The organism is Ruminococcus sp. Marseille-P6503 (genome assembly GCF_900604945.1).
GTDB lineage: Bacteria > Bacillota > Clostridia > Oscillospirales > Ruminococcaceae > FB2012.
This window is the reverse complement of record NZ_UWPB01000001.1, coordinates 1,055,877-1,078,899: the sequence shown is the minus strand read 5'-3', so window position 1 is coordinate 1,078,899 and position 23,023 is coordinate 1,055,877. Positions and strand designations below refer to the sequence as shown.

20 protein-coding genes are annotated in these 23,023 nt (G+C 44.4%); 11 read left to right on the top strand and 9 right to left on the bottom strand.

Annotated features, from left to right (window positions below; genetic code table 11):
- Positions 1 to 40 precede the first annotated feature (40 nt).
- The 6 genes from EIH25_RS05015 to EIH25_RS04990 form a co-directional block, all read right to left on the bottom strand.
- Positions 41 to 1,450 carry an aminopeptidase gene (locus tag EIH25_RS05015; RefSeq protein WP_124099169.1) on the bottom strand — a complete coding sequence of 470 codons (1,410 nt, stop codon included), beginning with the start codon at positions 1,448 to 1,450 and terminating at the stop codon, positions 41 to 43.
- Positions 1,443 to 2,078 carry a lytic transglycosylase domain-containing protein gene (locus EIH25_RS05010; protein WP_124099167.1) on the bottom strand — a complete coding sequence of 212 codons (636 nt, stop codon included), beginning with the start codon at positions 2,076 to 2,078 and terminating at the stop codon, positions 1,443 to 1,445. The genes EIH25_RS05015 and EIH25_RS05010 overlap by 8 nt, the downstream gene beginning before the upstream one ends.
- Positions 2,071 to 2,685 carry a dephospho-CoA kinase gene (gene coaE, locus EIH25_RS05005; protein WP_124099165.1) on the bottom strand — a complete coding sequence of 205 codons (615 nt, stop codon included), beginning with the start codon at positions 2,683 to 2,685 and terminating at the stop codon, positions 2,071 to 2,073. The genes EIH25_RS05010 and coaE overlap by 8 nt, the downstream gene beginning before the upstream one ends.
- Positions 2,682 to 3,701, bottom strand: coding sequence for an L-threonylcarbamoyladenylate synthase (locus tag EIH25_RS05000; protein ID WP_124099163.1), 1,020 nt, complete (start codon positions 3,699 to 3,701; stop codon positions 2,682 to 2,684). Before EIH25_RS05000 ends, coaE begins: the two co-directional genes overlap by 4 nt.
- A 3-nt stretch (positions 3,702 to 3,704) precedes the next feature.
- A complete protein-coding gene (gene prfA, locus EIH25_RS04995; protein WP_124099161.1) occupies positions 3,705 to 4,781 on the bottom strand; it encodes a peptide chain release factor 1 in 1,077 nt (358 codons plus the stop codon).
- 95 nt (positions 4,782 to 4,876) lie between these two features.
- Positions 4,877 to 5,065 carry a DUF951 domain-containing protein gene (locus EIH25_RS04990; protein WP_124099159.1) on the bottom strand — a complete coding sequence of 63 codons (189 nt, stop codon included), beginning with the start codon at positions 5,063 to 5,065 and terminating at the stop codon, positions 4,877 to 4,879.
- A gap of 232 nt (positions 5,066 to 5,297) precedes the next feature.
- Between EIH25_RS04990 and EIH25_RS04985 the strand changes: the two genes are divergently transcribed.
- From EIH25_RS04985 to scfB, 11 genes are all read left to right on the top strand, one after another.
- Positions 5,298 to 6,563, top strand: coding sequence for a diaminopimelate decarboxylase (locus tag EIH25_RS04985; RefSeq protein ID WP_124099157.1), 1,266 nt, complete (start codon positions 5,298 to 5,300; stop codon positions 6,561 to 6,563).
- Positions 6,564 to 6,742: 179 nt separating this feature from the next.
- Positions 6,743 to 7,021, top strand: coding sequence for an Asp-tRNA(Asn)/Glu-tRNA(Gln) amidotransferase subunit GatC (gene gatC, locus EIH25_RS04980; protein WP_124099155.1), 279 nt, complete (start codon positions 6,743 to 6,745; stop codon positions 7,019 to 7,021).
- Between the two features lie 26 nt (positions 7,022 to 7,047).
- The gene (gene gatA / locus EIH25_RS04975) at positions 7,048 to 8,496 is read left to right on the top strand and encodes an Asp-tRNA(Asn)/Glu-tRNA(Gln) amidotransferase subunit GatA (RefSeq protein WP_347561934.1); all 1,449 of its coding nucleotides are present in this window, start codon (positions 7,048 to 7,050) and stop codon (positions 8,494 to 8,496) included.
- Between the two features lie 15 nt (positions 8,497 to 8,511).
- Positions 8,512 to 11,379 carry an Asp-tRNA(Asn)/Glu-tRNA(Gln) amidotransferase subunit GatB gene (gatB, locus tag EIH25_RS12705; RefSeq protein ID WP_347561933.1) on the top strand — a complete coding sequence of 956 codons (2,868 nt, stop codon included), beginning with the start codon at positions 8,512 to 8,514 and terminating at the stop codon, positions 11,377 to 11,379.
- A 126-nt stretch (positions 11,380 to 11,505) separates the two neighbouring features.
- Positions 11,506 to 12,786 (top strand): family 10 glycosylhydrolase, encoded by a 1,281-nt coding sequence (locus tag EIH25_RS04960; RefSeq protein WP_124099152.1) that lies wholly within the window; start codon positions 11,506 to 11,508, stop codon positions 12,784 to 12,786.
- Positions 12,787 to 12,965: 179 nt separating this feature from the next.
- A complete protein-coding gene (locus EIH25_RS04955; protein WP_124099150.1) occupies positions 12,966 to 13,799 on the top strand; it encodes a sulfide/dihydroorotate dehydrogenase-like FAD/NAD-binding protein in 834 nt (277 codons plus the stop codon).
- A complete protein-coding gene (gltA, locus tag EIH25_RS04950; protein WP_124099148.1) occupies positions 13,799 to 15,184 on the top strand; it encodes an NADPH-dependent glutamate synthase in 1,386 nt (461 codons plus the stop codon). Before EIH25_RS04955 ends, gltA begins: the two co-directional genes overlap by 1 nt.
- A gap of 95 nt (positions 15,185 to 15,279) precedes the next feature.
- Positions 15,280 to 15,597 (top strand): preprotein translocase subunit YajC, encoded by a 318-nt coding sequence (gene yajC, locus EIH25_RS04945; RefSeq protein WP_124099145.1) that lies wholly within the window; start codon positions 15,280 to 15,282, stop codon positions 15,595 to 15,597.
- 201 nt (positions 15,598 to 15,798) lie between these two features.
- Positions 15,799 to 16,200 (top strand): TIGR04086 family membrane protein, encoded by a 402-nt coding sequence (locus EIH25_RS04940; protein WP_124099143.1) that lies wholly within the window; start codon positions 15,799 to 15,801, stop codon positions 16,198 to 16,200.
- A 96-nt stretch (positions 16,201 to 16,296) separates the two neighbouring features.
- On the top strand, positions 16,297 to 16,440 hold the full coding sequence (gene scfA, locus EIH25_RS04935; protein ID WP_124099140.1) for a six-cysteine ranthipeptide SCIFF: 144 nt from the start codon (positions 16,297 to 16,299) through the stop codon (positions 16,438 to 16,440).
- Positions 16,441 to 16,519: 79 nt separating this feature from the next.
- On the top strand, positions 16,520 to 17,890 hold the full coding sequence (gene scfB, locus EIH25_RS04930) for a thioether cross-link-forming SCIFF peptide maturase (RefSeq protein ID WP_206425685.1): 1,371 nt from the start codon (positions 16,520 to 16,522) through the stop codon (positions 17,888 to 17,890).
- 143 nt (positions 17,891 to 18,033) lie between these two features.
- Here scfB and EIH25_RS04925 read toward each other — a convergent pair whose 3' ends face one another.
- The 3 genes from EIH25_RS04925 to EIH25_RS04915 are packed head-to-tail and all read right to left on the bottom strand — an operon-like array spanning position 18,034 to position 22,878.
- On the bottom strand, positions 18,034 to 20,658 hold the full coding sequence (locus EIH25_RS04925) for a transglutaminase-like domain-containing protein (protein ID WP_124099136.1): 2,625 nt from the start codon (positions 20,656 to 20,658) through the stop codon (positions 18,034 to 18,036).
- Positions 20,659 to 20,687: 29 nt separating this feature from the next.
- A complete protein-coding gene (locus EIH25_RS04920; RefSeq protein WP_124099134.1) occupies positions 20,688 to 21,896 on the bottom strand; it encodes a DUF58 domain-containing protein in 1,209 nt (402 codons plus the stop codon).
- Positions 21,897 to 21,909: 13 nt separating this feature from the next.
- Positions 21,910 to 22,878, bottom strand: a complete 969-nt coding sequence (locus EIH25_RS04915; protein ID WP_124099132.1) for a MoxR family ATPase — start codon at positions 22,876 to 22,878, stop codon at positions 21,910 to 21,912.
- Positions 22,879 to 23,023: the final 145 nt, after the last annotated feature.

Below are 23,023 nucleotides of genomic sequence, written 5' to 3'. Positions count from 1 at the left end.
TACAAAAATGCACAGGAGTTAAAAAACGCCGATCAGACAATCAGTCTTCAAAAAATACTGAGAAAGCCTTGAAAGCCATGTAAATATCAATTTTTGACGTGATCTCAAAAGGAGCGTGCATTGACAGCACAGGAACGCCTACGTCAATTACGTTTATATCGAGATTGGCTATATACTGAGCGACCGTTCCGCCGCCGCCCATATCTACTTTGCCAAGCTCGCCGGTCTGCCAAATAACGTTGTTTTCGTCAAACAGCCTGCGGACGCGTCCCACAAATTCCGCCGAAGCGTCCGAGGTTCCGGATTTTCCTCTGGAGCCGGTAAACTTTGTTGCCACGACGCCGTAATTCAGCTTTGAAGCGTTTCTTATTTCAGTTACGTCCGGGAAAGTAGGATCGACAGCCGCGTTTACATCAGCTGACAGACATTCCGACGCGGACATAACGTTATATCCCTCAAAGCCGTATACCGCGGCGAGATTATTGATGAAGTAAGGAAGGTAAGAGCTGTTGAGCCCTGTGTTTCCGTCGCTGCCGGTTTCCTCCTTGTCGGTCAGAACCGTCATGCAGGTATGCTTTGGGTTTTTGCATTTCAGAATAGCTTCCAGAGCTGTATAGGCGCAGACTCTGTCGTCCTGACCGTAGCTGCCCACCATGCTCCTGTCGAAGCCGACGTCGCAGGCCTTGAACTGAGGAACGGCCTCAAGCTCGGCGGAAATAAAATCGTCCTCCACTATGCCGTACTTTTCGTTGAGAATGGACATGATATTCAGCTTTACCTTGTTTGAAACCTTATCGTCTTTGAAGGGAAGCGAACCGACGAGAATATTAAGCTCCTCGCCCTTGATAAGCTCTGCCGGAGTTCTCTTCATCTGAGCGGCCGCAAGGTGGGGCAGCAGATCCGTTACGCAGAATACAGGATCGTTTTTGTCCTCGCCTATATTAACGCTGACCTTTTCGCCGTTAGCTTTGATGATAACGCCGTGCAGGGACAGTGGAATCGCAGCCCACTGATATTTTTTGATTCCTCCGTAATAATGGGTTTTGAACAAAGCGATCTCCTGATCCTCATATAAAGGATTCTGCTTCAGGTCAAGCCTTGGCGAATCTATATGAGCCGCCGCTATCCGTATTCCTTCCGACAGCGGCTTTTTTCCCATTACCGTCAGAATAACCGCCTTATCACGGTTTACAAAATAAAATTTATCTCCGGCGTTATATTTTCTGCCGGGTTCAAATTCTGTAAAACCGCAGTCCTCGGCCTTCTTTACGCTTTCGATTACAGCTTCGCGCTCAGTTTTGGCTTTGTTCAGAAAGCTTTTATAATTCTCTGAAAACGCCATAGCCTTTTTCAGCTTGCTGTCGCTGAGAATAAGACCTCCGTGCTTATGGTCGGAAAGCAGCTTTTCAGCCAGCTTTTCGCCTTCCGTCTTTTCAATGCTTTTATCCATTTTCAAAATCCTCCTTAAGTTTTTCCTTGTATTTATTATACGCATTCATAACTTTGTATATGTAGTCCGCGGTTATATCCGAGGGTACGTCCTCCAGTTTGAAGTTTTCCGGATCGACGGTTCCTTCGGAAATCCAGCCGTCAACCGCGTTCATTCCGCCGTGATAAGCGGCAGCCGCAAGCTCATAAGAGCTGTCAAATTTGTCGTACAGATATTTTAGCATATACGTTCCGTATTGGATATTAAGCTCAGGATCGTACATATCGTCATAGGTATGCTCCCGCTGGTCGTCAAGCCTGAATTTTATCCAGTCATAGGCGTCCTCCATTATCTGCATAAGCCCTCTTGCGCCCACATCTGAAGTAGCGTCGGGGTCAAAATGACTTTCGGTATTGATTACAGCAAAAACATATCTGGGATCGATATCGTATTCCTTTGAGTATTTTACAACAAACTCCTCGTACTCCGTGGGATATGTGAATACGTTAGGACTCAGTCTTTTGGCGTTTTCAGTTATGGTATCGCGGTAAATATATATCAGGCCTCCTATAATAAGCAATGCTATAAGCATAATGAACAGTATCATCGGAGCGCGCGTTTTTTTCTTTTTTCTTCGCCTTTTAGCCATTATACCTTTCCTTTATTTGTTTTATTATACGTTCGGTTTGTGCAAATGCGTCTGAAACCGAGCCGTTGTTTCGTATTATATAGTCTGAATTTTCAATGAAAAAGCTGTCGGGCTTCTGGGAGGATATTCTGCTTTTGGCAAGCTCGTAGGATATGGAATCCCTTGCAACGATTCTTTCCGCGCGTATCCTTTCATCAGCTATGCAGCTTACTATTGTATCGCACAGTTTATCCGCTCCCGCTTCGAAAAGCGTAGGCGCGTCAAGCAGGATATACCTTTTTCCGCAGGCGGCGAGTCTTTCTATCTGATTTGAGATCTCCTCGGTGATATACGGAAAAATCGTGCCGTTAAGCCTTGCCAGCTTGCCGGAATCGTTAAAGACTATTTCGCCGAGCTTTCTCCTGTTCAGAGATAAAGCTGAATCAAAGCACTCCGGGAAAATTTCAGCCAGCTCTTTGTTGCACCGGCTTCCGTCAGCCGTAACAGTTCGGGCTATTTTGTCGCAGTTTATTATTTCAAAGCCGTGCGAGGCGAAAATCTCACTGACAGTTGTTTTCCCCGCTCCGGTCTGACCTGTAAGACCTATTGTGAAATAATTTTTTTTCATAGCCTTATCACCTGAAAACCTGCGGCGCGCAGAAGTCTGTTATACACCGCCAGACCTACTCCGGCCTTTTGGGGACATCTGGCAAACACCTTGTCTGCGCCGTTTTTATCAAGCTCTCGCAGCGCGTCAAAAATACGCCTTGCCTGTTCTTTGTCGGATGAACCGTAAACTACAGAGGGACAGTCTATTCCCGACAGGTCGCTTTCGGAAAATGTCATACACCAGGTATTCCCGCCGCTGTTCTCTGACACATATTTTCTGAAGCTGTCAAGACTTCCGTCAATTATTATGACGTCTGCGTTGGGCGAATAGTGCTTGTACTTCATTCCCGGAGAAGCCACAACGGCGTTCTGTGAAACGGCGTCCAGAACTCCCTTGTCGACGATAACATTCTCTGTTACTTCTTTCAGGTCCGACACGGAAATAAATCCCGGACGAAGCAGTCTGACCGCGTCGTCTTCAAATGAAATCACGGTGGATTCCACGCCGACCGCGCACCTGCCGTCGTCTAAAATACAGGGTATTCTTCCGTTCATATCGTCGTAAACGTGCAGAGCGGAGGTAGGCGAAGGGCTTCCCGAAAGATTTGCAGACGGCGCGGCGAGCGGCAGTCCGCAGGCGTCTATCAAGGCTCTCGCCGTTTTGTTTGAAGGCATTCTTATTCCTACGGTATCAAGTCCGGCGCTTGTTGCCGAAGGAATTTTTTCTGTTTTAGGCAGTATCATAGTCAGCGGACCGGGCCAGAACCTTTCGGCGCATTTCACCGCTGTTTCAGGAACGGCAGTTACAAGTCCGTCAAGCATTTCCATACATGATATATGAACGATCAGAGGATTGTCCTGAGGTCTGCCCTTCGCGATAAAGATCTTGGCGACAGCCGACTCGTCAAGCGCGTTTGCCGCAAGACCGTAGACGGTTTCCGTAGGCATACCTACGACCTCGCCGTTTTTTATTAATCCGGCTGCTTTTCTTATCGAACTGCTGTCGGCAGTCAAAATTTCAGTATTATAATTCATCGGCTACGCTTCTTCCTGCTGCGAAAGCTTTGCCGCCTGGTCTGCCGTGGCCAGAGCGTCTATAACCTCGTCAAGATTTCCGTTAAGAATGTATTCAAGCCTGTAAATCGTAAGTCCTATTCTGTGATCTGAAATCCTGCCCTCTGGAAAATTATATGTCCGTATTCTCTCAGAGCGGTCGCCGGTACCGATCTGCGAACGTCTTTCTGAAGCGATCTCATTATCATGAGCCGCCTGCTTCTGTTCAAGCAGACGTGAACGCAGGACTTTCATAGCCTTGTCCTTGTTTTTGTACTGAGAGCGTTCGTCCTGACACTCGACGACCATTCCCGTAGGCAGATGGGTGATCCTGATAGCGGACGAGGTTTTGTTTATATGCTGTCCTCCTGCTCCTGAAGAACGGAAAACGTCTATTTTCAGATCCTTGTCGTTTATTTCAAGCTCTACATCTTCCGCTTCCGGCAGAACCGCTACGGTAACGGTAGACGTGTGGACACGCCCCTGTGATTCGGTTTCCGGAACGCGCTGGACCCTGTGAACTCCGCTTTCGTACTTAAAGCGTGAATACGCGCCTTCGCCTTCTATCATAAAGGATATCTCCTTATACCCTCCAAGCTCTGTTTCGTTAGCGTTAAGGACCTCTGTGTTCCAGCCCTTTGAAGCGGCGTACAAAGTATACATTCTGTAGAGTGAGTTGGCAAACAAGGCCGCTTCCTCTCCGCCCGCGCCGCCCCTGATCTCAACGATAACGTTCTTTTCGTCGTTGGGATCTTTCGGCAGCAGCAGGATCTTCAGCTCCTCGCTGAGAGCCTCCATCTCCTTTTTGGATTCGACAAGCTGCGCCTGAGCCATTTCCTTGAAATCCCTGTCAAGCTCTCCTGAGTCGAGCAGCTCCTGAGCCTCGTCGAAGGCCGCTTTTGATTTTTTGTATTCGCCAAATTTTTCGGCTATGGGCGAAAGACTGCTGTATTCCTTCATAAGAGACGTATACAGCTTATTGTCGTTTACTACCTCAGGCTGCATGAGTCTTTCGTTGATTTCGTTGAATTTATCTTCAATCGCTTTTAATTTGTCAAACATAATAATCCTCCTGATAATACTCTTTTACAGCTGCCTTTACGGTTATTTGCGCGCAAAAGACAGCTGGCAGACGTAAGCAAGCTTATTATGCAGCGCTAAGACTCCGCTTCTTTGATGATTGATTTTACGTTTTTTTCCGCCTTGCTTCTTGGAATCATAAATTCATGTCCGCATCCGGCGCACTTCAATTTAAAATCCATGCCGGATCTTAAAACAAGCATTTTGTTCTCTCCGCACGGATGTTTTTTCTTCATAACCAAAGTATCTCCCTTGGAAATATCCATAACGCCCATCCTTTCGATGTTTCATATTTATTTATTATATCACAGTAAGCTCAAAAAGGCAACTTTTTTTGATATTTTCATCAGGCGGCGTTAAAAATAAATAAAAAGTACACAATAGCAGTATAAAAACGTATGAAGAAATTAGCTAATATATAAATTTTTATTTTTTATATTGACGAATGTCGGTGAAAATGCTATGATATAATATATATTGATAAAAGGATTGAACTTAATGAAAACACCATTTATAACAAAGGAACAAGCGGAAGAAATAATTTCAAAGTATCCGACTCCCTTTCACATTTATGATGAAAAGGGCATCAGAGAAAACGCCAGAAAACTATACAAGGCTTTTAGCTGGAACAAGGGGTTCAGGGAGTATTTTGCGGTAAAAGCGACTCCTAATCCTTTTATTCTGAAAATACTTCAGGAGGAAGGCTGCGGCGTTGACTGCTCTTCGCTTACAGAGCTGATGATGAGCGAGTGCTGCGGCTTCAGCGGAAGCGATATAATGTTTTCGTCAAACGTTACTCCGAAAGAGGATATGCTTAAGGCTAAGGAGCTGGGAGCATATATAAATCTTGACGATTTTACGCATATTGAATTTCTGGATAAGCTTTGCGGGCTTCCTGAAACCGTATGCTGCCGCTTTAACCCGGGAGGACATTTTGAGATCGAGACCCAGATCATGGATAATCCGGGGGAGGCTAAATACGGCTTTACAAGAGAGCAGCTGTTCGAGGGCTTTAAAATCCTGAAAGCTAAGGGCGTAAAGCATTTCGGTATCCACGCCTTTCTTGCGTCGAATACGGTTTCCAACGCGTATTATCCCAAGCTTGCCAGAATTCTTTTTGAGCTTGCCGTTGAGCTGAGGGAAAAGACCGGAGCTGATATCAGCTTTATAAATCTTTCCGGCGGAGTAGGCATAGCATATGAGCCTGACAAGCCTCAGAATGATATCCTGGCTATCGGCGAGGGGGTTCACAGGGCGTTTGACGAAATTCTCGCGCCTGCTGGAATGGGAGATGTCGCTATATTTACCGAGCTGGGAAGATATATGCTCGCTCCGTACGGTCATCTTGTTACAAAATGCGTTCATCAAAAGCATATATATAAGGAATATATAGGCGTAGACGCCTGCGCCTGCAATCTTATGAGACCCGCGATGTACGGTTCCTATCATCATATAACGGTGCTCGGCAAGGAAAACGCCGCTTGCGACCATAAGTATGACGTAACCGGCGGGCTGTGCGAAAACAACGACAAATTCGCGATTGACAGAATGCTGCCGGAGATAGATAACGGCGATATTCTGGTGATCCACGATACGGGAGCCCACGGTTTTTCGATGGGATACAACTATAACGGAAAGCTGCGTTCGGCGGAGCTTCTTCTGAAGGAGGACGGTTCCGTTCAGATGATCAGACGGGCGGAAACTCCGGCCGATTATTTCAGAACTTTTGATTTCTGTGATATTATGGACAAGTATTTAAAATAATTTTTGAAATCCGCAAGCCTTGGTTTGTGGATTTTCTTGTTTGATAACTGAAATATTCAGTTTTTATTTTTGCTCAATTTAGTGAAAAAGACTTGCAAAATAGGGCAGAATATAATATAATATTTTATTAGTATAGCTAATTTAAGCTTTAAAAAATACGGAAAGGTCGGGGAAATAATATGGATCTGGATATGGTGAAATATCTTGCCGAGCTTGGAAAGCTGGAGTTTTCAGATGATGAGCTTGAAAAGACTGCAAATGAAATGACTGATATTATTGATCTTATGGATACTGTCAAGGAAATTGATATTACTTATGACGCATTGAAGGATAATCATAACGCGTATCTTAACGATCTTCGTGAAGATGCTTCAGCTCCGTCAATGGAAACCGCAAAGGTGCTTCAGAACGCGGTCAATTCTGATAACTGCTTCGTAGTTCCTAAGGTAGTTGAATGATCATTAAATAAAGGAGTTGTTGTAAAGTGGACGTATCTTCAATGAAAATCCGCGATATGCGCGCGGCTTTGGACGAAAGAAAAATTTCTGCCGAGGAGCTGGCGGGCGAATATATTTCAAACATAAAAAAATACGACGGAAAGCTTCAGAGCTTTATTACCGTTACCGAGGAGCTTGCCGTAAAACAGGCTCGGCAGGCTCAGAAAATAATAGACGACGGCAAAGCAATGCCGCTTACAGGCATACCTATGGCGATAAAGGACAATATCTGTACTGAAGGCGTAAAGACGACCTGCGCTTCCAGAATACTTGAAAATTTTATCCCTGTCTATAATGCCACCGTCATGGATAAGCTGAATTCGCAGAATATAGTTATGCTTGGAAAGACCTCCATGGACGAGTTTGCAATGGGCGGCTCTACCCAGACCTCTGCGTTTGCGAAAACCAGGAATCCCTACGATGTCAGCTGCGTTCCGGGGGGATCCTCCGGCGGTTCCGCCGCTGCTGTTGCAGGAGGACTTGCTCCCGCGGCGCTGGGGTCAGATACCGGCGGTTCTATAAGGCAGCCTTCTGCCTTCTGCGGCGTTACGGGAATAAAGCCGACCTACAGCCGCGTTTCCAGATACGGATTGGTCGCGTTCGCTTCTTCCTTCGATCAGATAGGGCCTATTGCAAGGGACAGTCATGACTGCGCTCTGATACTTAACGCGATCTGCGGCTATGATCCTCACGACGGAACCAGCGCTAAGGCAGCCGTACCTGATTTTACTGAAAAAATCGGTCAGCCGGTCAGAGGATTAAAAATCGCTCTCCCCAAAGAATTTTTTGAAAACGGCATTGACGATGAGATAAAGGCTGCCGTATTAAAGGCGGCGGAGGAATATAAGGCGATGGGCGCTGAAATCATTGAATGTGAAATGCCTTCGCTGAAATATGCCGTGCCTGCGTATTATCTTCTTGCCTGCGCCGAAGCGGCTTCCAATCTTTCAAGATACGACGGAATAAAGTACGGTCACCGCGCGGCAGATGCCGGCAGCTATGAAGAGCTTGTTACCAAGTCGCGGTCGGAAGGCTTCGGCAGCGAGGTAAAGAGAAGGATACTGCTCGGTAACTACGCGCTTTCAAGCGGCTATTATGACGCTTATTACAGAAAGGCTCTGGCGCTGCGCCAGCTTATCAGGGAGGAATACGCGGCGATTTTTGAAAAGTGCGATGTGATTCTTACCCCGACTACTCCTACGGTCGCTTATACTCCTGAAATGACTTCCGATCCCGTCCAGATGTACCAGGCTGATATCTGTACGGTAACGGTAAATATCGCAGGGCTTCCGGCGGTGTCTACCGTATGCGGATATAACGCCGGAGGAATGCCTATCGGTATGTCGGTGATCGGCAAAAAATTTGACGAGGCAACGGTACTGCAGGTATCAGACGCGTTTGAGCAGGGCTTCACGCCTGTTATGCCTAAGCTTTAAAGGAGGAAAAGACAAATGGAAAAATGGAGAACTGTCATCGGTCTTGAAATCCACGCCGAGCTGCTTACCAAAACTAAGATATTCTGCAACTGCTCCGCTGAATTCGGAGGTTCCCAGAATTCAAGATGCTGTCCCGTCTGCACAGGTATGCCGGGAACGCTGCCCGTAATTAACCAGACTGCGGTTGAGTATGCGGTCAGAGCAGGCTATGCTCTTAACTGTGAGATAAATAAATTTTCCGCGTTTGACAGAAAGAATTATTTTTATCCTGATTTGCCCAAGGCATACCAGATATCTCAGCTTTATTATCCTATCGTGGGAGCGGGAAGCGTGCCTATCGAGGTAAACGGAGTTAAGAAAAATATCAGGATCAACCACATTCACCTTGAGGAGGACGCGGGAAAGCTGGTGCATGACGATTTTAACGGCGTTTCCATGGCGGACTACAACCGCTGCGGAATCCCCCTGATAGAAATTGTAACCGAGCCGGATATTTCTTCCGCCGAGGAGGCTATGGCGTTTGTAGAGCAGATATCGCTTCTTTTACAGTATGCGGGCGTATGCGACTGTAAAATGGAGCAGGGCTCTTTGAGATGCGATGTTAATATTTCGCTTATGAGACCTGACGCGACTGAGTTCGGAACAAGAGCGGAGATAAAGAATATCAACTCCATAAAATCCGTCGGACGCGCTATTCAGTATGAGGAAAAGCGTCAGGCGTTGCTGCTTGAAGCGGGTAAAAAGGTCGTTCAGGAAACAAGGCGCTATAACGCGAACAGAGATAAGACCACTTCAATGCGTACAAAAGAAAACGCCAACGACTACAGATATTTTCCCGAGCCGGACATCCTGCAGGTAAATCTTACAGATCAGCAGCTTATGGAAATTAAGGATAGGCTGCCGGAAATGCCTGATCAGCGCGTCAAAAAATATATCAGCTGGGGAATTTCCGAGGTTGACGCTGATATTCTTATTCAGTCGAAAACTATTTCCGACTTCTTTGAGGAAGCGGTAAAGGCTTATAATAATCCTAAGAGTATTGCCGTATTTATACTCGGAGAATTTATGAGACGTATCAATCTCGGAGAAATAGATATTGATAATATCTCCTTTACTTCGCGGCAGCTTGCGGAGCTTGTTAAGATGGCTGACAGTGAGAAGATATCAAAGAACGACGCTAAGGCTGTGTTCAGGGAAATGGTTGAAAAGGGAGAGAATCCTGAGATTATTGCTGAAAGGAACGGCTATATTATTACTGTCGATACCGAGAAAGTCAACTCGGTGATTGATGATATTCTTGCTTCAAATTCCGCTCAGGCAGAGCAGTATGCAAACGGAGAAACCAAGGTTTTCGGATTCCTGATGGGTCAATGCACAAAGGCTCTTAAAGGCGCTGCGACTCCGAAGGTAATAAAAGAGGCTTTGGAGAGCAAGCTTAAAAAGCTGTCTGCCGCTCCGGCCGAAAAGAATACGGAGCATACGGAAGAAGAGAATACGGTAGATACCTCAAAGCTGACGAAATACAAAAATTTCGGTAAATATGTGCCTCAGAAAGACGGAAAGCTTCTGATGGTTGGAACGGACAGCCTTAAAAAGGAATTTTCTCTTGAAGATGCAAAAAGCAATATAGGCAAAGAGATCGAATTTGAAGCCTGCGTTTATAAAATAAGGAAAATGGGCAGCATTTCCTTTGTTGTCGTCAGAACCGCTTTTAACGTCATTCAGACGGTTTACAGCCCCGATACCTGTAAGGACAGCATTGAAGGTCTGCGCGAGGGTTATTTTGTTTGGGTAAAGGGTACGGTTAAAGAAAACGCGAAGGACTTTGCCGGAATTGAAATTGAGCTTTCTGAGATAAAGCTGATTTCAACTCCTGCAGCCGAATATCCGCTTAAAATTTCACAGGGCAGACTTAACTGTACTATAGACGTCAATCTTGACAACCGCACCGTTGCGCTGAGGAATCCCTATGAGAGAGCTGTTTTCAAGCTTCAGGAGGGAATCGTTCACGGAATGCATAGGTTTATGCATGAAAATGATTTTACCGAGATCCATACTCCTAAAATCGTTGCTCAGGGCGCCGAGGGCGGAGCGAATATATTCCGTCTTGATTATTTCCAGAAATCAGCGTTTCTGAATCAGTCTCCGCAGTTTTATAAGCAGGCAGCGGTAGCGTTTTTTGACAGGGTTTATGAGATAGCTCCGGTATACAGAGCCGAAAAACACGCCACCTCCCGTCATATAAACGAATATATAGGTCTTGACTTTGAAATGGGCTATATTGACAGTATGTATGACGTTATGGCAATGGAAACCGCCATGCTTAAGTCTATAATGGAATATATCAGGGAAAATTATCAGAATGAAATAAAAATTCTGGAAGCCGATATTCCTGAAATAACAGAGATACCTTCCATCAAGTTCTGCGACGCGATCGAGCTTCTGAGAGGCGGAGAGGGTAACGGAAAGAAATTTGACCTTGATCCTGAGGACGAAGTGAAGCTGTGCGAATACGCAAAGGAAAAGTATAACAGCGAATTTATTTTCGTAACGCATTTTCCTTCGTCCAAGCCGCCGTTTTACGCAATGAACTCAAGAGAGGATCCCAGAGAAGCGTATAAGTTCGATCTGCTGTTCAGGGGACTTGAAATAACCTCCGGCGGACAGAGAATTCACGATTATAACGAGCAGGTAGAGAAGCTGAAAGCGCAGGGACTCGATCCCGAGGACTTCAGGAGCTACCTTGAAGCTCACAAATACGGTCTGCCCCCTCACGGCGGTCTGGGAATAGGCCTTGAAAGACTGCTTATGAAGCTGCTTAATAAAAACAATATCAGAGAGACCTCTATGTTCCCGAGAGATATAAACAGACTTATACCGTAATACCACAAACCGCTTTGGTTTAATTGCCAAGGCGGTTTTTTCATATATTTTTACCGTTTATAATATACTTGTTATACCGGATAAGTTTATTTTAAATTTTATGTACCTGAAAACGGAGGATTTTATATGAAAAAAGAACTGCTTGTTTTCGCTGCGGCGTTTCTGACGCTGACGTCATGCTCTGGGGCGGAGGGTCTGAGCAGCGAAATTCAGCTTCAGAGCGTTTCTCCCGTCCCGCAGTTCAGCTCAGCCGTGCAGGCGGACAGGCATACTGAATACGATAGCGGCTATGCTTCGCCGAACGAGTATATTCCTTTGAATTACGACGAGCAAAAGTCGGTATGGATATCTTATATCGACCTTGCTCCCATGATTACCGGAAAAGCGGAGGACGAGTTCAAAAACGCTTTTTCACAGGCCTGCGCGAACATAAAGGAGCTGGGCTGCAATACGGTTTACGTTCATGTGAGAAGCTTCGGCGACGCCTACTATAGATCCGAGTACTATCCCTGGTCAAAGGGGATTACCGGATATGCCGGTCAGGAGCCGGATTATGATCCTCTGGAAATAATGGTGGATTGCGCGCATCAGAACGGGCTGTCGTTTCACGCGTGGATAAACCCCTTAAGGTGCGAAACGGAAGAAAACCTGTCAAAGCTTGATAGCGGTATATTAAGCGAGTGGTATAATGATCCCGGGAAATACAGTGAATATCTTGTAAAGGTAAAGGACGATGAGCGCTATTGGCTGAACCCTGCCGAGGAGGATGTAAGGGAGCTTATATGCAGCGGGGCAGAGGAGCTTTGCAGAAACTATAAAATCGACGGAATACATATGGACGATTATTTTTATCCTACTACCGAAGAATACTTTGATTCAGAAACGTATGTTGAAGCCGGAGCGTCTATATCGTTATCCGACTGGAGATTGGACAACTGTTCAAAATTGGTAGGAGAAATATATGATACTGTAAAATCGGTAAATAAGGATATTCTGTTCGGGATTTCTCCGCAGGGGAATATAGAAAACAATTACAGCTATATGTATGCAGACATTAAAAGGTGGTGCAGCGAGGAGGGATATATCGATTATATAGTTCCGCAGATTTATTTCGGATATGACAATCAGATCAAGCCCTTTGAAGAAACCGCGGAGGAATGGAGCGAAATTGCAAGGCAGGGAAACACAAAGCTTGTAATAGGTCTTGCTCCGTATAAAATAGCCGAAGATGAAGAATTTTCTGAAAATACGGGCATAATTTCAAGTCAGATAAAAACCTCGCAAGGTCTTGATAATTACGGAGGGGTCGCGCTTTATAACTATATTAATATCTTTTGCCCCGAGGAAAGCTTGTCCCAACGGCTGGATAAGGAAAAAGCTCTGATAAAAAAGGCTTTGACAGACTGATATGTATTTTAAGCAATAGATTATGCTGCTGAGTATATATAATTGCATAAAAAAGCCATATAAATATCGTATATTACAGCGTTTTTAACAGAATTGACTTGAAAAATTGATTAATATGCTGTATAATATCTACAATGGCATAGAGGGATGTGTCTTTATATTCTTTGGGAGGGATAAAAGTGTATAAAATAGTCAGAAGAAAACAATTGAACGAACAGGTAGTTCTTATGGAAATTGACGCTCCGTATATTGCGGCGAAAGCCGACGCGGGTCAGTTTATCATTTATAGAATTGATGAAAAGGGAGAAAGAATTCCTTTGACGATCGCGGATTATGACAGGGAAAAGGGTACTATTACGATTATTTTCCAGACGATCGGAGGCTCGACGCAGCAGCTTGCGGCTCTTGACGAGGGCGATTTTATTCTCGATGTAGTCGGACCGCTGGGGGTTCCTACCAAGTATGAGGAGGGAGCGAAGCGCGTTGCCGTGATCGGAGGCGGAGTAGGCTGCGCTATCGCGTATCCGCAGGCTAAAAAGCTGCATGGAATGGGAGTTCATGTCGATCTTATAGCCGGCTTCAGGAGCAAGGATATCATTATTCTTGAAGATGAAATGAAAGAGGTTTCGTCTGAGCTGTATGTCTGCACCGACGACGGTTCTTACGGTAAAAAGGGATTTGTTACCGATATGCTTAAAGAGCTTATCGACAGCGGTATTAAGTATGACGAGGTTATAGCGATCGGTCCCGTTCCGATGATGAAATTCGTATGTAAGACAACCGAGCCTTACGGCATTAAAACTACGGTTTCGCTTAATCCGATCATGGTAGACGGAACCGGAATGTGCGGCGGCTGCCGTGTGACTGTGGACGGAAAAATCAGATACGCCTGTGTTGACGGCCCGGATTTCGACGGACATAAGGTGGATTTTGACGAGCTTATGAAAAGAAACGGTACTTATAAGGAGCAGGAAGCTGCTCATATATGCAGATTGACCGGAGGTGTGAGATAATGGCTAATATGAGTTTAAAGAAAACGCCTATTGGCGAGCAGGACCCTAAGGTAAGAGCCAGAAACTTCAAAGAGGTTTCTTTGGGATATACAAAGGAAGAAGCGATGGAGGAGGCAACAAGGTGTCTTCACTGCAAGAACAAGCCCTGCGTAAGCGGCTGTCCGGTAGGAGTGAAAATACCTGAGTTTATCGAAAAGGTTGCAGCCGGAGAGTTTGAAGAGGCGTACAGGATTATCAAGTCTACTAACGGACTTCCTGCTGTCTGCGGACGTGTGTGTCCCCAGGAAAATCAGTGCGAGGGAAAATGCGTAAGAGGAATCAAGGGCGAGCCTGTAGGTATCGGACGTCTGGAAAGATTTTGCGCTGATTATATGATGGACAAGGCTGCAAGTAATGAAAAGCCTGTTTCCAACGGTCACAAGGTGGCGGTCGTTGGAGCGGGACCCGCCGGTCTTACCTGCGCCGGAGATCTTGCCAAGCTGGGTTATGAGGTCACTATTTATGAAGCCTTCCATACTGCCGGCGGAGTTCTGATGTACGGTATTCCCGAATTCAGGCTTCCCAAGGCAATAGTTCAGAAGGAGGTTGACAATCTCAAAGAGCTTGGCGTAAACATAATGACAAACATGGTTATCGGCAAGGTGCTTTCTGTGGACGAGCTTCTTGAACAGGGCTATGAAGCGGTGTTTATCGGTTCGGGCGCGGGACTTCCTAGATTTATGGGAATAGAAGGCGAGGGACTGGTAGGCGTATATTCCGCTAACGAATATCTTACCAGAATCAACCTTATGAAAGCATATCTTGACGATTACGCAACGCCTATAAAGAAATCCGGATCGGTTGCGGTCGTAGGCGGAGGAAACGTAGCGATGGACGCGGCGCGTTCAGCCATGCGCCTGGGAGCCGATCACGTATATATTGTATACAGACGTTCTCTTGATGAAATGCCCGCCAGACGCGAGGAAATTCACCACGCTATGGAGGAGGGAATAGAGTTTCTTGTTCTCAATAATCCGGTCAAGGTGATCGGTGATGAAAACTGCAATGTAATCGGTCTTGAATGCGTTAAGATGGAGCTGGGCGAGCCTGACGAGAGCGGCAGAAGGCGTCCTATTGAAATAAAGGGGTCTAATTTTATGCTCGACGTTGATACGGTAATAATGTCTATAGGCACTTCTCCGAATCCTCTTATCAGAACAACGACCCACGGTCTTGAGGCAAACAGCCGCGGATGTCTTGTGGTAAATCAGGATGATATGGCTACGACGAAGGAGGGCGTTTATGCAGGCGGAGACGCGGTAACAGGCGCCGCCACAGTAATTCTGGCTATGGGAGCAGGAAAGACCGCCGCTGCTTCTATTGATGAATATATCAGAAACAAATAATTTACGCTGAAATTAAAAATATTTGTTAAACCCCTTGAACATCTATAAATTATCTGGTATAATATTATAGAATAATTAGTTTGGAGGATTGCAAAATGAATTATATTTCAGTGCTTACAGCGTCGGGAAGCGCTTCAGGAAGCAGCTTGCTTGTAACCTTGATTCCTTTGGCGCTGCTGATCGTTTTTTTCTATTTCTTTATTATCCGTCCGCAGAAAAAGCAGGATAAGAAAGACGCTCAGATGAGAGATTCGCTTGAAATAGGAGACGAGGTTGTAACTAACGGAGGAATCGTCGGTATAGTGTTTTCCATCAAGGACGATACCGTTGTAATTGAAACCGGAGGCGACCGTTCAAAGATCAGGGTTATGAAATGGGCGATTGCAAAAAATCTCACTGTTCATGACGAGTGATCGGGATTTCGTTTAATTAGTCGGTAATGATAAGGAATATTTATAAGCCGTTTTTGATTTTATATATCGAAAACGGCTTTTTCTGTTTAGCGTATCAGGATAGCTGACAAACTGATAATTGCCCGATATTAAATACGCCGCTTCAGGAATAAACTGCTTTTTTTATGAATAACATTAAATAAAAAGTCAGGAGGGATTTATATGCCCAGAAGAAGAGGCGCGGGACTAAGGCTTTCAGCGTTAAGCTGCACTGCTTTTTCGGCTTTGATAGGCTTTTCTGTAGTGTTTCTTATGGTTATCGCTTTTGCGTATCTTATTACAAAAATAGACGCCGCCGATACTGTAATTTCAGTTATGACGTCGGCAGCGCTGTGCGCAGGAGCATATGCAGGTGGGTTTGTAAGCGCAAAAAAGCGCAGAAAAAACGGACTTTTTATGGGAGTGCTTTGCGGATTATTTATGTTTTTTGTAATATTTATTATCAGTACCTTTTTTGCGCAGACTATTTCAGGCTTTTCAGGGTCGGCAAAGCTGGTAATGACCCTTGTGTTCGGAGCTTTGGGAGGTATAGTAGGGGTAAATTCCAAAAGCAGAAGATTGTAGTTGAATCAAATGTTTATATCTAGGTAACTTATTATTCATAATACTCATTGCATTATATGGTATAATTAAAGCAAATCAAAAGTGGAGGAATTTATTATGAAACATATCAAGACGATTAACAAAGCAAATTTGAAGAAAACTGCTGAAAAGGGCGGCTGCGGTAAATGTCAGGCTTCGTGCCAGTCTGCCTGCAAGACATCTTGCACAGTCGCTAATCAGAAATGCGAAAAAGACGCATAATTTTACTTGCAATTGACCTTAAAGGGACATTTATGTCCCTTTAATTTTTGCATAAGTTTATTATTAAGGAATGATAGAAATGATACATAAGTTTAAGCTCGGCGGATTTAATATATTACTGGATGTAAACAGCGGAGGAGTTCATATTATAGACGATCTTACATACGATCTTCTTGATAATGTAGAGCCTCCTTTTGAAAAGGAGTGTCCCCCGGAGGCGCTGTCTAAGCTTTCAAAGGCTTACGACCCCGGTGAAATAGAAGAGTGTTATCAGGAAATAGTTCAGCTTTACAACGATAAAATTCTGTTCAGCGAGGACGATTATGAAAGATTTGCGCTTTCGGCAGTCGCTTCTCCGGTCAAGGCAATGTGTCTTCATATCGCTCACGACTGTAATTTAAGATGCGACTATTGCTTTGCTTCAACCGGAGATTTCGGAGAAGGAAGAAAGCTTATGGATTTTGAAACCGGAAAAAAAGCCATAGATTTTCTTATTGAAAAATCGGCTGACCGCAAATTCCTCGAGCTTGACTTTTTCGGCGGCGAGCCTTTGATGAATTTTGGAGTCGTAAAACAGATCGTCGAATATGCGCGTTCAAGAGAAAAGGAATGCGGCAAAACCTTCAGATTTACCATAACCACTAACGGAATGCTTCTGACGGAAGATAAAATGGATTTTATCAACAGAGAGATGTCCAATGTTGTGCTTTCCATCGACGGCAGAAAAGAAGTCAACGACCGTATGAGAAAAAGAGTGGACGGTACAGGCTCTTACGATAAGATAACTGACAATTTCAAAAAGTTTGTTTCAATGCGCGGCGATAAGGATTATTATGTGAGAGGAACGTATACCAAGTATAATCTTGACTTTTCAAACGACGTAATGCATCTGTATGAGCTGGGCTTTGATCAGATTTCGGTGGAACCCGTTATGGCTGATCCCTCAGAGCCTTATGCTATTACCGAGGGCGATCTGACAAAGATTTTTAAGGAATACGAGATTCTTGCTGAAAAAATCAAAAAAATTCAGAGCGAAGGGAAATTTATCAATTTCTTTCATTTCATGCTTGATCTTGATCAGGGACCGTGCGCTATAAAACGGCTGAGAGGCTGCGGCTGCGGCAACGAATATGTTGCGGTAACGCCAGACGGAGATATATACCCCTGTCATCAGTTTGTAGGAATTGAGGATTATAAAATGGGCAATCTTCACGACGGTACTTTTGACGATGAAATGAAAACCGTTTTTGCCGGCTCTCATGTTTACTCAAAGCCGGAATGTAAAAAGTGCTGGGCAAAATTTTATTGCAGCGGAGGCTGTAACGCGAATAACTATATTTATGCCGGAGATATTCATAACGCTCACAAGCTTTCGTGCCAGATTCAGAAAAAGCGTCTTGAATGTGCCATAATGCTTAAGGCTGTAAAAATGCTGGATACGGCAGAATAAAAATACGCAGGCGTCTGCTGTTTGTATAAGGTAAAAATAATCAGCGGACGGTCATAATCTCCCTACGGTAAGCGCGCAAATGCGCCGTTAAAACACGTAGGGCGGCTTTTGACCGCCCGCTGAAGTTTATAGTGTTGTTATTTTCAGTAAAGATTGTATATCCATTTGGCTGCAAATTTGCCTGCTGCGGAAAGTCTGGTATAGATTATTTCGTCAGACAGGCGTTTCAGGAATATACGGGCGAATTCAGCCTCGTCGTCAGACATTGTGCCTCCGCCAAGATAGGCTTCGCAGGCAAGCTCGGATAAACGCATGAAATCCTCGTCAAGCTCGGTTATATTCTTTTTATGGCACTGTTCAAGTATCTCACAGGTAGCCTGCATATCGGTAATATTTTTATCTGTGCTGACCGAGATGAGCGACAAATATTTAAGACACAGCAGATATACGTTTTGTATAGCCTTTTTGTTATCTTTTTCGGTTATCCGGCGTTTTATCCCCGATAGAGCGTATTTTCTCCGCAGTACCACGGCAATTACGATAACCGCGATGCCGGAAGCATAAATAACTACCATTTTCAGCGCTTCGTTTTTGCTTTCGGCGTAAACGAAGGCGGAGCTTTCAGCGGCAGAGCTTCTGACGGTTTCGGAAGCTTTTTTAGTTGTGCCAGCCGTCGTTGACGCCGCGGTAGTAGACTGAGGCGCTCTGGAAGCGGCAGTATCCGTATTTATGCTTGGCGAAGTGGTAGTTACGGTTGTTGTAGCTGAGCTGACGGCAGGATTTTTTTCTCTTTCCGTCATATTGGGATTGTCATTCTGATAGCCCGGTGTAAATTCGCAGGGCACCCAGCCGATATTTGAAATAAAAACCTCGCACCATGCGTGAGCGGCCTTATCCGTTACCGTGATCGTAGAAGGCTCGCCGCTGTCTGTAAACTGCGAGGGAAGCACGACGTAGCCTTCTACATACCTGGCTGGGAAACCGAATTTTCTCATCAGCATTACTCCGGCGGAAGCATAGTATGAGCAATAGCCTTCCTTCTGCTCTGAAAGAAAATAATCAATAAAGTCCTCGCCCTCGGGGGTCTTTCCGGGCGAAAGAGTATATTTATAATTTTCGTTAAAATAGCTGGATACAGCGTTAATAAGATTCTGCGCGCTGCGGATCTCAGAATCCATATAGTTGTTCAGTATGTCGTTATAAACGCTGTCTAAGATTTCTGAGTTGTTAACATCAAGATATTTCTCATATACAAAATTGTTATACTTTTTTGTCAATTGGTCAGAATAAACGTAATTGTTCAGATTTGAAATAATATCCTCCCAGGATCTTCCCGATTCAGAAAAATCGGTATAATACAGCGAATATTTTCTGCTTCTCAGACTGACGTACGATTCTTCATTAGGCGCCATTTTATCATCGCCGGTATTTCCGTCGCTGGTATAATAAGCCATATAGGGAGCATAAACAAACCTTTTGCTGGCGCCGAGAACAGAAACTGTTATTTCGCGGTTTGTACCCAAAAGATTGTCGGGCTGTTCTATACTCTGATATTTCTTGTAATTCTGATAATAGTTAAAGTCCTGAGGATATATTCCGTTTTCACTGAATATTTTCAGACGTTCGTCGTCCTCTTCAATTTCGATTTCATTCCATCGGTTATCCTCATAATTTCCCGCGACATATCCTCTCAGATAAAGAGGATAGGAAGGAGCGGCAGCCGTTACCTTTAACGCGGTGGAGCCGTTGAAGTTTATGCTGTCGGTCTGTCCGAGTATTCCTCCGTTTGTTCCGCCTACGGTTTTGACGCCGAACAGGTTGAAGCCTCCGTCGTAATCCTCAAACAGGTTTTTCATTTCATTAAAGGAAAAATTTTTTACAGCGTTGGATATATTTTTTCTTATAGGCGCAAATGCCTCGGGGCGTACGAAACCCGTTATAAGCGAAAAAATAATCGGACATATAAATATAACGGCGCAGAGAACGGCAACGCTTCTTGAATATACGGAGAAAAATTTCTGTTTTAAATCAGAGGAAGTAAAATAATAGGTCTTTTTTCTGCTGTGAAGCGCATATGTATTGATTCTGCCTGCTTTGTTTGTCGTATGATTGATTATGTTCAGCGCAAGCACAGTTATCCAGCAGATCAAAAGCCCTGCGGCAGTCCAGGTTTTCGGCTGCCAGCCCCAGTACATTCCCAGCTCAAAGACCGGAAATGTAATGATAAACATCATGGGAAAATCTATTCTGATCATACAGGCTACGGCAAGAATTATTACTATAACGGTTCCAAGAAAAATGAAGAAGTAGGTTGAATAATAGTCATAGTAATGTGAGCTTATATCTTCTATTCTGCTGCTGAAAAAAGAATCGGGCTGGTTTGCTTTCTGAAGGTATATGTACGCCGCGTAAAAGAAGCCGTTTCTGATACTTTTTATATTTGAGATCAGATATATTGTGTGTACTGCCGCATAGGCGATCCCGATAAAGCGCAGAACCCTGAGCTTTGAAGTCATAAACGCGAAAGCGGCGGACAGCAGGATAATCAAAAGAGCCGCAGAAGCCGACGCTATATCAATATCAAGAAAAGACGCTCCCATAAAAACGGTACATATCGCGGCGAAAGCGGTTATTGCGAATTGAACGGCTTTAAAACCGCCGCCTCTGATCTCTTTGTCTGATGAAAAAGAAATGTCGCCGTCTATGCTTATGCCGTTGGAGCCGTTTATTATTGTTTTGTTGTTTTTTTGTTTTATTCCTTTTATCATGTTATCTCCTTTATAAAGGATATCGCCGCTTATAAAATAAGATTTTCAATGCTTTCGCTAATCATGTCCGGAAATACGGGAACGACGGAATAATTTTCGCCGTTTGCTCCATTTGATTCAGGCTTGTCTTTTTTATTGTTTTCTATAAGCAGAACCGTATATTTAAAGGCAATTCCAAGCCGCGTGACCGAGTCGTACAGCCTGTCGCTGTATCCGGAAGTACAGTAAAGCATATGTCCGCATTTTTCCTGCCGTCCGCTGTACAGACAATCCAGAAGCTTGCCGCTGTCCGCACATATCCGCGCTTTGAGCAGACTGTTTATCATGTAGCGGTAATCGTCGATATCCGTCACGCTGCAGGTCATATTCCGCTCCGCTTCGCTGTCGTACCATACAATTTTGTGAGGACGATTATTTTCGCATAAATGCATCGAGACAGCGGCGGCGGTTTCAATAAGCGCGTCATATTGATCAAGAAGCTCGTCGCTTCCGTTTGCGCTGTCGAAGTAAAGGCTGACGCATATGAATATTGAATTTGTCAGCGGCAGCGAATAATCCTTTACCATTGTTTTGTCCTGCTTTGCAGTAAGCTTCCAGTGTATACGGCTGATCTTGTCCCCTTCGGAATACTCGTGAATATCGAAAATCTCCGAAGGGTCGTCGCCCTTTTGGGTTTTGGAGTAATTGCCGGTTTCCAGTCCCATGTCTGAATAATCGCATATTTGGTTTTCCAGCTTGATGTAGTCGGGAGCGACAGCAATACTGCACTCGTTAAGCATTAAGCCGCCCTTGTCAGCTTTTATCCTGCGCCTGAAGATCCTGAGCATATCTATAATTTTCACCTGTTTGATTTTCAGGTTTACTGTTCCGCAGTGCAGAGAAGAAATATTCAACGTCAGATATTGTACGTTTTTAGGGAATATGGGAGTATTTATCTTAAAATATTCGGTCTTGTTTTCTAGTGCGGACGTATATGAAACAGTGATCATACAGATAGGCACAGGCAGAGCCGACGTGTTCTGAACCTTTAAAACGACAGGAATTTTTTTCTTTCTGCTTGCTGACAACTGCGTTTCGAGAAATGAAACGCTTATCCTTTTCCGGGTATATGACAGCAGAACATTTAAAACCGCAGAAAGAATAACTACAAACGAAAACAGATAAAAAGAAAAAGCGCCTTCATAAAGTATATAAAATAATACAGACGCTATAACAAGCACAATATAAATAAAAATCATTGGCCGTCACCGTTTATCGACTTATTCTGGGGATCTTTACGGAGGATATGATCTCTTTAAGTATCCGCTCCTCCTCCGCGCCGTTTATTCTTGCTTTAGAGCTGAGTATTATTCTGTGTGAAACAACGTCGGAAAAGGCGTATATAACATCGTCAGGAATAATGTAATCTCTGCCCTTGAGCAGCGCCGTAGCCTTTGTCATTTTTAAAAGCGCGATCGTTCCTCTGGGCGAAAGCCCCAGCTTGATATACGGGTGATTCCTTGACGCTTCCGCAAGCCTTGCAATGTATTCAAGAACTGGATCGGCAACATAAACGCTGTCAACGATCTTTCTTGCCTCAATTATCTCGTCTGCCGTAACGACCGGCTCGACATTGTCAACAGAAACCTGATTTTGCTTTGATTTAAGCATCATAACTTCGTTTTCAAGACTTGGATACCCCATTGTAAGGCGGACGATAAATCTGTCCATCTGAGATTCCGGAAGCATTTGGGTTCCTATCGAGCCGATAGGATTCTGGGTCGCAATAACGATATACGGCTCAGGAGTTTTATAAGTAACGCCGTCGACAGTTACCTTTCCCTCCTCCATAACCTCCAGAAGAGCAGACTGCGTTTTTGAAGAGGTTCTGTTTATTTCGTCCGCAAGAAAAAGGTTAGTCATTGCCGCGCCTTTTTTATATTCAAATTTTCCGCTTTCCTTATTAAGTATAGTAAATCCTGTTACGTCTGTCGGAAGCACGTCGGGCGTAAACTGAAGCCTTTTGTAATCCAGCGACAGCGCCTTGGAAAGCGCGAGAGCAAGCGTAGTTTTTCCTACTCCAGGAATATCCTCGATAAGAATATGACCTCCCGCAAGGATAGCCAGCAGAACCTTGATTATAATTTCGTCCTTGCCAATGATAACCTTCTTTGCCTCGCCTATTACCTTTTGGGACATATTAAGAACCTTTATCTGTTCTTCGCTTAAATTGCCTGCCATACTTGTTTCTCCTTAATTTTTTTATTCTTTGTTCTAATTAGCATACCTTATGACCGAACCGAACTCTTTTAATGCCTGTATCGCAGAAAGCATTATATGATCCGCGGCCGCAAAAATATTAACATAAAAAATGCTGTACAACTAT